The sequence below is a fragment of the Candidatus Roseilinea sp. NK_OTU-006 genome (assembly GCF_012931985.1).
GTDB lineage: Bacteria > Chloroflexota > Anaerolineae > J036 > Brachytrichaceae > JAAFGM01.
Genome location: NZ_JAAFGM010000077.1, coordinates 1 through 3,117, shown reverse-complemented (window position 1 = coordinate 3,117; position 3,117 = coordinate 1). Strand labels below are relative to the sequence as shown.

Genomic DNA, 3,117 nt, shown 5'->3' with positions numbered 1-3,117 from the left:
CAGTCGCGCCGCTGCCTCGATAAGATAGACGTGGCCCTTCTGTTCGGTGAGGCGGCCCACGTTGCCCACGATATACGCGTCCACCGGCCAACCCAGAGCGCGGCGCGAGTGCATCTGATCGCGTTGAACGTTCTCGAATCGCGAAAGGTCTACAGCGTTCGGAATCAGTATTGCCTGGTGTCCTAGCAGCGAGGCGATGGGCCGCTGATTCAAACGCGCCGTGATGGCAGGTGTGATGCCGAATTCTGCGCCGAACTTAAGCGGAAAGAGAAGGTTCGACAACAGCCATCGCCGCAGCGGGCGCGCGCGCCATTCGATGTCGTTGTGCACCGAACGCACCAGCAAGCGTGCTCGCGTTGTGGGTTGCAGCGCCAGCGCCACGACATCGCCGAATTCCTGCTGGCTGTGCACGATGTCGAACCGTCGTCCTGTCAGCTCACGCCTCAGCCGAGCGATACTTGCCACCAGGTTGCGCAGCGGAGCGCGATTATCCTTGGGGCAACCGACGAACGTTTCGACGCCGGCGGCGTTCAGCTGCCGTGTCCAATCAGCTTCGTACTGGGTGCCGAATTGCCAGATGCCGGCAATGCCCACGCGCAAGCCTCGACGCGTCAGGGCGCGGCTGAGGTCGAATGTGTAGCGCTCCACGCCGCCCAGCGTCTCCAGGCTGAAGCCGGCGACGATATGCAGGGCGCTCAGCGGCTCATCCATAGCGCGACAGGTCGTCTGCGATGAGGGCTGTGGCGTGCGAGGCGGATTGGGCTAACGCAGCGACGGCAACGCGGATGCTCTGGCGCAATTCGGCGCGCGCGCGCCAGGCGCGTTCGACGCGTTCCAGTAACGCGTCTGCTGTCAGGTCCCGAATGTCTACCACGAACGATGCCAAGTCGAGCATGCGCATGATGCCCTCGGTCTTGTGCAAATACCCTATAGCGACGACGGGCGTGCCGCTGCTCAGCGCGAAGATATTCGAGTGCATGCGCGTGCCGACGAATAGCTCCATCTGGCCAAAGGCAGCCTTCATCACGTCGGGCGGCGCTTGCTCCTCGATCAACGTCACATCGCAACCCGATAGGCGCGACGCGAGCCGTCGGGCGACGACGCGGTCATCCTGCTCGATCGTCGGCCCGATCGCGTGAGGAAAGAAAACCAATCGCGCGCGGGATGACGCAGCAAAGCGCGAGAGCGCCTCGCACAGCGCTTCTTCGTATTGCGACTGTAGGTTGAACGCGCTGTTTTGCGCTTGCCAATTGATCGCAGTCACGCCGATGCACGGCCGGTCGGCTTCGCATCTCACCCCCTGCCGCGCCAGCCACGCACACGCGATCTCAGCCGGCGCAGGCGGAAAGGCAAAGGCCAGATCTGGCACCTCGATCCAACGATTGCGAGCAACTCCAATCGCGATCATCTCGTTTGCCGAAGCAGGCTCGCGGATCATTGTCAGCCGCGAGCGGTTCAGCGCCCAGCGCGTCAGCCACCGTTGCCAATTGCGTTGAACTGGGCCAATGGACTGCGGCAGCATGTAGTGCGGCTTGTGGCACAAGATGGCAAATGCGATGGTGTAAATGGTTAGCAGGAAGGGCATGCCCAGGCCACCGCTGGTGTAGAGAAATCCCCCTGGTTTGCTGATGACAACGTGTGCGTCGAAGTAGGCTTCGACCGTCTCGCGTTGTTCTGGCGACATGCCGGGAAAGAAGCGGCTGCCAAACAGTCGAAAGGCAGCCAGGCTGAGCAGGCTGGCCGGCAAAAAACGGAGGAGGTTTCTGGTGCACCAGACGGATCGGCCGTCACCCCCCGTCGTCTTGCACCAGCGCAGGATCGAACTGATGATGTGCACGTCGCCGTCGAATGAAGCAGGATCGTCCATAGCCAGCGTGATCCGGCTGCCGGGAAATTGTTCTCTCAACTGGCGGAGCATCTCCAACGTGAGCGCAGCGTCGCCGGTGTTGGTGAGCGAGTGCGTGTTGATGACGAGAATGTTCATCGCACTTCCGCTGCGCGCATTCTGCGGAGCGACCAGATCGCGCCCACAGCATAGAGCATCAGCAGCGCTGCTTCGATGGCGACCTGCAGCCATGCTGCACCCATCGCGCCGGCCCGGGGTATCACCGTGAACGCACCAGCGATGCTGAGGAGAACAACGGCGCTTTGCAACCCCAATCGCAGTCGCTGACGTTTCTGAGAGAGCAAGATGGCGGCGCAGACGAAGTTGATGGACTTCATCAGCGGAATCAAGCTCATCACTTGGACGTAGGGAAGGGAGGGGAGGAACTCTGCGCCATAGATTAGGCGCAGCATCGGTTCGCCAATCCACCAGATGCCTACTAGCACCAACAAGCCATATAGCGCAGCGCTGATCAACATCGCCCAAGCGACGCGACGATAGATCGGACGGGTCGTCGCGCGGTTGAGCAGCGGCAGCCCCACCCAGAAGATCAGATTCGGGATAACGTAGGTGAGTGTGATGGCCGTGTGAGCGGGCTTGTATAGCCCTGCCGCCGTTGCGCCGGCGAACCACCCTACGGCCGTCATGCCGGCAAGCGTGTAGACGTTGGCGACGACGTCAGATGCAACGAAGATCCATCCCTCGCGCAACACGCTCCACGGAGCGGGAGCAGGCAATCTGATCTCATCGAAGGCATTGGCAAAAGTGGCTGCCGTGACGATCGCGTTGCATACGAGCTGCACCGTCACCAGGGTCAGGATGGTGAAGCCGAGCGCTCGAAGAGCGAACAGGCCGGCCAGCAGCAACGCCGGAGCAGCGACTTCTAGCACGGCCACGCGCCCATTCTGCGCGCGCGCCCGCAGCATCGCGAACCCCGTACGCGAGAAGCCATCCGCGATTACGCCAAGGCTGCCGATGATGAACACGGCAGCGTTAGCCTCGCTCAGCCATCCCCACAGCAGCACGCCCAGCATCGCCGACGAACCGACTGCCTTCAAGAACAGCACTTGCCAGGCCAGCGCATCGAGCTGCTGTGGCCGGCGCGCGCCTTCGCCGACCAGCCATGTGTCCAAACCAAGGCCGAGGAGGTTGGAGAGCAGTCCCAGACTGGCCATGACCGTCGCGTATTCGCCGTAGCTGCTCACGCCCAACTCGCGCGCGATCAGCACCGT

General features: G+C 62.3%; 3 protein-coding genes. All 3 read right to left on the bottom strand.

Features of this window, described 5'->3' with window-relative positions; all coding sequences use genetic code 11:
- A partial coding sequence (locus GXH28_RS15440) for a glycosyltransferase family 4 protein (protein ID WP_169239909.1) occupies positions 1 to 711 on the bottom strand: 711 nt, incomplete at its 3' end.
- Positions 704 to 1,984 (bottom strand): polysaccharide pyruvyl transferase family protein, encoded by a 1,281-nt coding sequence (locus GXH28_RS15435; protein WP_169239908.1) that lies wholly within the window; start codon positions 1,982 to 1,984, stop codon positions 704 to 706. The genes GXH28_RS15435 and GXH28_RS15440, both read right to left, overlap by 8 nt.
- Positions 1,981 to 3,117, bottom strand: a 1,137-nt coding sequence (locus GXH28_RS15430; RefSeq protein ID WP_169239907.1) for an oligosaccharide flippase family protein, incomplete at its 5' end; no start/stop codon positions are given. The genes GXH28_RS15430 and GXH28_RS15435, both read right to left, overlap by 4 nt.